Raw genomic sequence first — 6,904 nt, forward strand, 5'->3', positions numbered from 1 at the left:
CCCGCAAGCTCCGCCGAGAGCAGCCGCGAAGCACCGGCGCGCGCGATGCGCAGCATCAGCGCCTTGCGCGTTGCCGCCGCCATGCGGTGTTCGGGTGCGTCGCGCAGGATTTCAGCGCCATAGCCGTCGGAGAGGATGAACCCGCACTCTTCCGGAAAAATCTCCGCCGGCACGCCGGGATGGGTGGCGAAGAAAAAACGGTCGGAATGTAGCCGGTAATCAGGCCATTTGCGGTCGACGCGAAAATCCTCGATCGAGGATTTGATCTCGATGATCCAGATGTCGCCCTGCCGGGTCAGCGCCACGAGGTCGGCTCGGCGGCCGGTGGCCAGCGACAGCTCAGGCAGTACATGCGCGCCCATTTGCATCAGCAACCGCTGCACGCCGCGCCGCACCAGCATGGCGCGCTCGGACTGGCGGCCGTCGATCAGAGGATTCAGGGGAATCGGGGAGATGATTGGCATGCCAGGCACCATGCCAGATTTTGTTCACGGTTTGAACCCGGCGATTGGAGGCGATTATCTGGTTGACAAACCCAAAGTGATTACGTAGGGTAAGGACATAGGAGATTCCCATGTCCGTTCTGTCGCGCCCCGAGTTCCATGACGAAGCAAAGGCTTTCGAGCATGTCGAATCCATACTGTGGCCGAACGGTCCTGTTTGCCCCAAGTGCGGTAGCGTTGATCGCCACTACGCCTTGAAGGGCGTTCGCACCAAGCCTTCCAAAAAGAACCCGCACGGCGTCGAGCGTCACGGCCTGTATAAGTGCAGCGCCTGCCGTTCGCAGTTCACTGTTCGCATGGGATCCATTTTCGAGGAAAGCCATCTGCCGCTCACCAAGTGGCTTCAGGCTATCCACCTTATGTGCGCCTCTAAGAAGGGCATTAGCGCCCACCAGATGCACCGCATACTCGAATGCACCTATGAGGCGGCTTGGTTCCTGTGCCACCGCATTCGCCTTGCAATGGCGTCTGGCGACTTCTCCCCGCTTGGCGGCAACGGCAAGACCGTGGAAGTCGATGAGACGTACATTGGCCGTCTGGCTGGCACTCCTGTGAAGAAGGGCGGCGGCGCACACAAGAACACGGTCGTTACGCTTGTCGAGCGTGGTGGCCGCGCCCGTTCCTTCCACGTCGATACTGCCCGCATGGGCAACGTCATGCCGATCGTCCGCGCCAACATCGCCAAGGAAAGCGCGCTCATGACTGACGAGAGCGGTATCTATCGCCGCGCGGGCCAGGAATTCGCTTCTCACGATGTCGTCACGCATTCCAAGGACGAATACGTCCGCTACGAAGGCGAAAAGACCATCCACACCAATACCGTGGAAGGCTTCTACAGCGTCTTCAAGCGCGGCATGAAAGGCGTTTACCAGCATTGCGCCGAACACCACCTGCATCGCTATCTGGCAGAGTTCGATTTCCGGTATTCGAACCGCATCGCGCTTGGCGTTGATGACGGCACCCGTGCATTCATCGCCTTGAAGGGTGCCGCTGGTAAGCGCCTCACCTATCATAGACCTGCTTGACGATAAGCGGACGCACTTCCGAAAGCCGGTGCAGCTAGAGCTACCACTCTGGCGGTATGGTCGGCGTAAGCCATAACGATATGCTTATGCGATTAAGCCTGCTCGATTGAGTTTTCCACAAGCCAGCTTCTGCTTTGAGCATGTTTTGTTCCGCGACACAGAAGCGAGATTATGATTCCGCTTGCCTTGAGGATAAGACTCGGCTTAATGGGCGGTATGACCCAACCGAATTTTAGCCTTGAAGACGTTCGCGCCCGGCGCCGGCAGATCGCGCAGGAAGACCGCGAACTTGCCTTTATCGAAGAAGGGCTCCTGAAGCTTGCCGAGCGGTGGCAGTCGCTGCGGGAGAAAGCGGTGGAGTATACGGCGACCATCGAGCCAGCGCGAGTACGCGAGCGGCCGACTATCACCGGCATCACCTCTGGTATCCCCCTTCCGCAAAAGGCAAAAACGAAGAACGCCCTTATTATAGAGGCGCTGACCCAGCCGCGAGGGCTCTGGCAAACCGCAAATCAAATCAGGGATTACCTCGCTAAGGAGACCGGGAAAATCGTGCCGATGTCGTCCATCAGCCCGGCTTTGACCGACCTAAAGAAATCAGGGACGATTGCCCGCAAAGACATGCTGGTTGCATTGGCTTTCAGGCTTGAAAAAGAGGAGCCTGGGTTCCTCAACGAGAATGGGCCGCCCGAGGGCGGCCCAGACGTCGAACAGGATTCAGCCCCTGTTCAATCTCCCAACCCGACCCCGACGGTCTACGATTAAGGAGTATCCCATGTGGCAAGCCGTTAGAATAACTGATGCCGTAGCTTAAGGGCTGCGGCAAATGCCTTAGACGGCAGGGCGGGTCATGAGGCCCGCCCTATTCGCTTAACATACCTCCGAATCGGAGTCTATATTCCTATGTCCAAGCCAGCAGATAAGCCGCAGATCGAAAAGTTCCGCGAAGCTGCACGCGAACTGAAAACCGATCAGTCAGACGCTGCCTTCGAGGCCGTGGTGAACAAGATTGCCCACGCGCCGAAGCTCACCAATGAGCAGATAAAGGAATTGGTGCGCCGTAAGCGTGAGCCGTCGAAGCCCTGATATAGAAACCCCGAAGCCCGAAGACGGCTGATTTTCATAGATCGTTTCGAAATGATTTCGTTCACGCCTCAGCGTGGCTCGATCCTGATGTGTAATTTCGACATGGGATGCGTTCCACCAGAAATGCCAAAAACGCGTCGTGTGGTGGTGGTTTCGCCGAGATCCTATAATTTCAGGATATCTGGAGGAGAAACTGCGGAGGGCGAGAAAATCTGGTTGCCAGGAAAGTGCGTAGTGGTGCCGCTTTCGGCCACGGAACCTCGCGCTATTGAGCCTTCACACGTTCCGTTCACCGTTGGGCCGTATCGAAGCTTAACCGTAGATACTTGGGCTATTTGCGAGCTGGTGGACCATGTCTCTCATGCTCGGCTCGACCGCGTTCAGCGACGCGGAAAATTCCTGCAAGAACAGGTGTCTGCGGCGGATTTGGCCAGAATCGAAGCTGGTCTGAGGCATGCGTTAGGGCTGTAACCTCGCGGGCCGGGTATCGTAGGAACGCGTTTTGTGGTTGATTCGTTAAAGGTTCTGCCCCATATAAGGGCCACATCCCTTCGGGGACTTGCGGGCCTCGCCAGTTTAGGATGCTAAATCCGAAAACGTGCGGGGCCTAAAATTTTCTACAACACCTGTAGCCATTCCATAGGCTTAATTACCCTCAGAGGTAACCGCTATAGGGCCATTCCCCTACGGCTGGGTAGTCCAATTCACCCTTCGTTCACTCTATGAGCGCAAGCTCACGTTAGGTCATGCAGGTACTGCGTACATGCCTTTAGCCCCGGCGCCGGTCACCCCTCAGCGCTGGGAATGTTATCTCCCTAGACCCTCTACCTTATGGGATTGAACTCGTGCCCTTGGGCGCGAAGAAGCACCGCCAGTTGTATCTTTCGTAGGCTTCGAACTTCGTATGGGGAATGATCGTTCGAAAGAACGTCATTAAATGCTCACAGAGGTGGTAGCGGTCATCGGGAGAAGCTTGGACGCGCGACCTAGGGATAAACCACTCCGGCTCTTGTGACTCATTCATATAAGCCGGGTGAGACGATCTGACGTAATAGCCGTCCTTGGTTTCCCTGACCTGGTTAGCGTCTATCGGATGGCAATCTTTATTGCCACAGCAGTCAGCTTGCATAACCGGGTCTTTTTTGCCGGTGTAGATGTCGTGCGCATCCGCGTCAGCCGCCAAGACAAGCAACGCCAGTGCAATCCATCTTCGAGGCTGCTCCATGACATACCCCCTCGCATGACCCGGTAGCATATATTAGCGAGGTCTAATAGTGGCTCTCCTGCAAATGCCGGCTTGTCGAGGACCAAATTCCTATTTCACTTTGGGTTTGTCAACCATAGAATCGCCCGATTGGATATTTGACAACCCACCCCTTGGGCGCGAAGAACCACTACCGCTGCCAGAAGCCACGGTGCACCGAGACCAGTTCGTCCGCAATTTCGGGGAAGGGGCCGTGAACCTCGATCTTCTTCTGTCCAGAGCCGAGCACAATGCGCGAGGACAGGCTCATCGTCGGGTTTTCGGGATGGTCGCCAGTCAGCGCGAGGAGTTCGGTTTCCTCGAAGCCGTAGACCAGCCGGCCGATATTTGCCCAGTAGAGCGTTCCGGTGCACATCGCACAGGGCTCGCCGGTCGAGACCAGCGTGCATGTCCAGAGAAACTCCGGCGAATAGGCTGCCGCCGCGCGCCGCGCAAGTTCGGTTTCGGCGTGATGCACGGTGTCGATGTTGCCTTGGCGCATGAGGATCGCGCCATCGGGGCCAACCAGCACCGCACCGAACGGATGGTGGCCGTGCGCGGCAGCCTCGCGAGCGACCGCATCGGCGGCGCGAAGGTGGGCGAGCATCTGGTCGCGGGTCATGCGGTCTCTCCGATCACCGGGGTCACCGGTCAGTGGGACAGCGGCAGTGCCTATATCCTACGCTCATATTAGAGCATGCAATATACCACACGAACCAATGCTGGCGGCCTTCACGGAGAAGTAGCAAGGCCGCTCGCACCGCCAACACCTATCCGGCTTGTCGCCCTTCGGCACCCTGGCGTTGATCACCGTCTTCAACACGTTGTCCATCGATCCTGCGCTGGGGTTTGTCGCCGACTAACGCCGCCCCCGCCATATCATCCAGGATCGGACAATCCGGCCGCTCGTCGCCATGGCAGGCGTGGACGAGCTTCTGCAGCGTCGAGCGCATCGATTGCAATTCGCGCACTTTCTCCTCGATGGCCGTGACATGGGCGGCGGCGATCGCGCGCACATCGTGGCTGGCGCGGCCGCGATCCCTGTAGAGCGCCATCAGCTGACGGCAATCGTCTATGGAAAAGCCGAGATTGCGCGCGCGGCGCAGGAAGGCCAGCCGGTGGATGTCGTCGCCCGAATAATCGCGGTAGCCATTGGCGGCGCGCGCGGGCGCGATCAGGCCGATCTCCTCGTAGTAGCGGATGGTCTTGGCAGGCAGGCCTGAGCGGTGGGCGGCGTCGCCGACATTCATGGCGGGTCCTCGATTTTGCGGGGCCCGTGATTCAGGCCCCATTGAATTTCCTTCACAATCCGGTGAAGTATGTTGCCGAAATACCATAGTGATACGCATACCAGCACGTAAGTCCCCGCATATAGGCATCGTGTGCTTGGCAAGCAAAGCAAATGCCAGCATGAATGATGGCGAGAAAGCGGCCGACTCGTGCCGCTCCAGTTTGGGCAGGGCACCGGATCACCACATGCGCATGAAGTCGCTTGCAATACTTGCCGCATTGGCGCTGTCCACCGCTATTGCCGGTTGCAGCACCATCGGCGGGCAGATCTTTTCCAACGACTATGGCGCGGTGACCGATGCCGGTTACCAGCTGCCGCGCATCCCGATCGAGAAGGTTCCCTCGAAGTACCATCGCCAGGAAGTCAGCTACGACACCAAGGAAAAGCCGGGCACCATCATCGTCGATACGCAGAACAAGTTTCTGTACTTCGTCGAGGGTGACGGCCGGGCCATCCGCTACGGCATCGGCGTCGGCCGCGAGGGCTTCGAATGGCACGGCACCGCCCATATCGCCATCAAGCGCGAATGGCCGACCTGGACGCCGCCCTCGCAGATGATCAAGCGCCAGCCCGAACTCGCCAAGTTCGCCGGCGGCATGGATCCAGGCCTGAAGAACCCGCTCGGCGCGCGCGCCATGTACCTGTTCAACAAGGGCGGCGACATGGGCTACCGCCTGCACGGCAGCCCGGAATGGAACTCGATCGGCAAGGCCATGTCGTCGGGCTGCATCCGCCTGATGAACCAGGATGTCATCGACCTCTATGATCGCGCCGAGGTCGGCGCCAAGGTCATCGTTCTTTAGGCCATGGTGCCGGAAAGCCTGTCCGCTTTTTCGGCATATCGTGGTTAAATTGGAAGTCACCTTTCATACGCGGACCGTCTAGGCAACAACGGACGTCCCAAACAGAAAACCGGGCAATTCGGCCCGGTTTTTTGTTGTTCGCGGATAGGATGTTTCAGGCCGCGCTCGCAGATCGACTGGCGGCGCGGAAGAAGAATCAGGAAACCTGTTCGACCTGCTGTACTTCCGGCACGAAATGGCGAAGCAGGTTCTGGATGCCGTGCTTCAACGTCGCCGTCGAGGACGGGCAACCGGCACAGGCACCTTTCATGTGCAGGAACACGGTGCCGTTCTCGAAGCCACGGAAGGTGATGTCGCCGCCGTCCTGGGCGACCGCCGGGCGCACGCGCGTGTCGAGCAACTCCTTGATGGTGATGACGAGCTCCTCGTCGGCCTTGTCGTAGAATTCGCCCGTCTGGCTGGTCTCGGCGGCGGGGCCGGCCTTGGCCATGACAGGCGCGCCGGACATGAAATGCTCCATGATGGCGCCGAGGATCGCCGGCTTCAGGTGCTGCCAGTCCGGACCGTCCTTCGACACGGTGATGAAATCATAGCCGAAGAACACGCCAGTGACGCCAGGGATTTCGAACAGCCGCCCAGCCAGCGGCGAGGCCGTCGCCGCACTGTCAGCATCGCGGAAATCGGCGGTGCCTTCGAGCAGCACTTCCTTGCCAGGCAGGAACTTCAACGTCGCCGGATTGGGCGTCGACTCGGTCTGGATGAACATGGCCGTCTCCATGCCCGTTTTGGGCAACTAGTTTGGAATAGTTCTAAATAGGCTCTATCGGCGGGACATTCAAGCGAAACGCATCGCCGGAACGGCCGGCCGGCGGAATGTTTTTGCTGGCTGGGGGGCTGAATCCCGGGCGGGCTCAGGCGAGGCTGTCGATTTCCTCATCCGACAGATTCTGCGG

9 protein-coding genes are annotated in these 6,904 nt (G+C 58.8%); 4 read left to right on the forward strand and 5 right to left on the reverse strand.

The annotated features are described in order from the left end of the window. The coding region (locus EOA36_RS22180; RefSeq protein WP_189553304.1) for an MmcB family DNA repair protein at positions 1 to 464 on the reverse strand (464 nt) is incomplete at its 3' end. A gap of 110 nt (positions 465 to 574) precedes the next feature. Between EOA36_RS22180 and EOA36_RS22185 the strand changes: the two genes are divergently transcribed. The 3 genes from EOA36_RS22185 (at position 575) to EOA36_RS22195 (ending at position 2,614) form a co-directional block, all read left to right on the forward strand. After that, entirely contained in the window at positions 575 to 1,528 is a 954-nt protein-coding gene (locus EOA36_RS22185; RefSeq protein WP_127279437.1) for an IS1595 family transposase, read from the forward strand. Positions 1,529 to 1,735: 207 nt separating this feature from the next. Continuing rightward, entirely contained in the window at positions 1,736 to 2,293 is a 558-nt protein-coding gene (locus EOA36_RS22190) for a hypothetical protein (protein ID WP_127279438.1), read from the forward strand. A gap of 138 nt (positions 2,294 to 2,431) precedes the next feature. Beyond that, positions 2,432 to 2,614 carry a hypothetical protein gene (locus EOA36_RS22195; RefSeq protein WP_127279439.1) on the forward strand — a complete coding sequence of 61 codons (183 nt, stop codon included), beginning with the start codon at positions 2,432 to 2,434 and terminating at the stop codon, positions 2,612 to 2,614. A gap of 829 nt (positions 2,615 to 3,443) precedes the next feature. Here the strand turns inward: EOA36_RS22195 and EOA36_RS37365 are convergent. From EOA36_RS37365 to cueR, 3 genes are all read right to left on the reverse strand, one after another. Beyond that, entirely contained in the window at positions 3,444 to 3,839 is a 396-nt protein-coding gene (locus tag EOA36_RS37365) for a hypothetical protein (RefSeq protein ID WP_189553306.1), read from the reverse strand. A 169-nt stretch (positions 3,840 to 4,008) separates the two neighbouring features. Continuing rightward, the gene (locus tag EOA36_RS22210; RefSeq protein WP_127279441.1) at positions 4,009 to 4,479 is read right to left on the reverse strand and encodes a nucleoside deaminase; all 471 of its coding nucleotides are present in this window, start codon (positions 4,477 to 4,479) and stop codon (positions 4,009 to 4,011) included. Between the two features lie 148 nt (positions 4,480 to 4,627). Then, positions 4,628 to 5,107 carry a Cu(I)-responsive transcriptional regulator gene (gene cueR / locus EOA36_RS22215; protein WP_245464435.1) on the reverse strand — a complete coding sequence of 160 codons (480 nt, stop codon included), beginning with the start codon at positions 5,105 to 5,107 and terminating at the stop codon, positions 4,628 to 4,630. Positions 5,108 to 5,333: 226 nt separating this feature from the next. Here cueR and EOA36_RS22220 point away from each other — a divergent pair, with 226 nt between their 5' ends. Next, positions 5,334 to 5,951 carry a L,D-transpeptidase gene (locus EOA36_RS22220; protein ID WP_127279442.1) on the forward strand — a complete coding sequence of 206 codons (618 nt, stop codon included), beginning with the start codon at positions 5,334 to 5,336 and terminating at the stop codon, positions 5,949 to 5,951. A gap of 196 nt (positions 5,952 to 6,147) precedes the next feature. On the opposite strand, the gene EOA36_RS22225 is transcribed toward EOA36_RS22220, so the two are convergent. Next, the gene (locus EOA36_RS22225; RefSeq protein WP_027142904.1) at positions 6,148 to 6,717 is read right to left on the reverse strand and encodes a NifU family protein; all 570 of its coding nucleotides are present in this window, start codon (positions 6,715 to 6,717) and stop codon (positions 6,148 to 6,150) included. Between the last annotated feature and the right edge of the window lie 187 nt (positions 6,718 to 6,904).

The sequence above is a fragment of the Mesorhizobium sp. M8A.F.Ca.ET.021.01.1.1 genome (assembly GCF_003998025.1).
Lineage (GTDB): Bacteria > Pseudomonadota > Alphaproteobacteria > Rhizobiales > Rhizobiaceae > Mesorhizobium.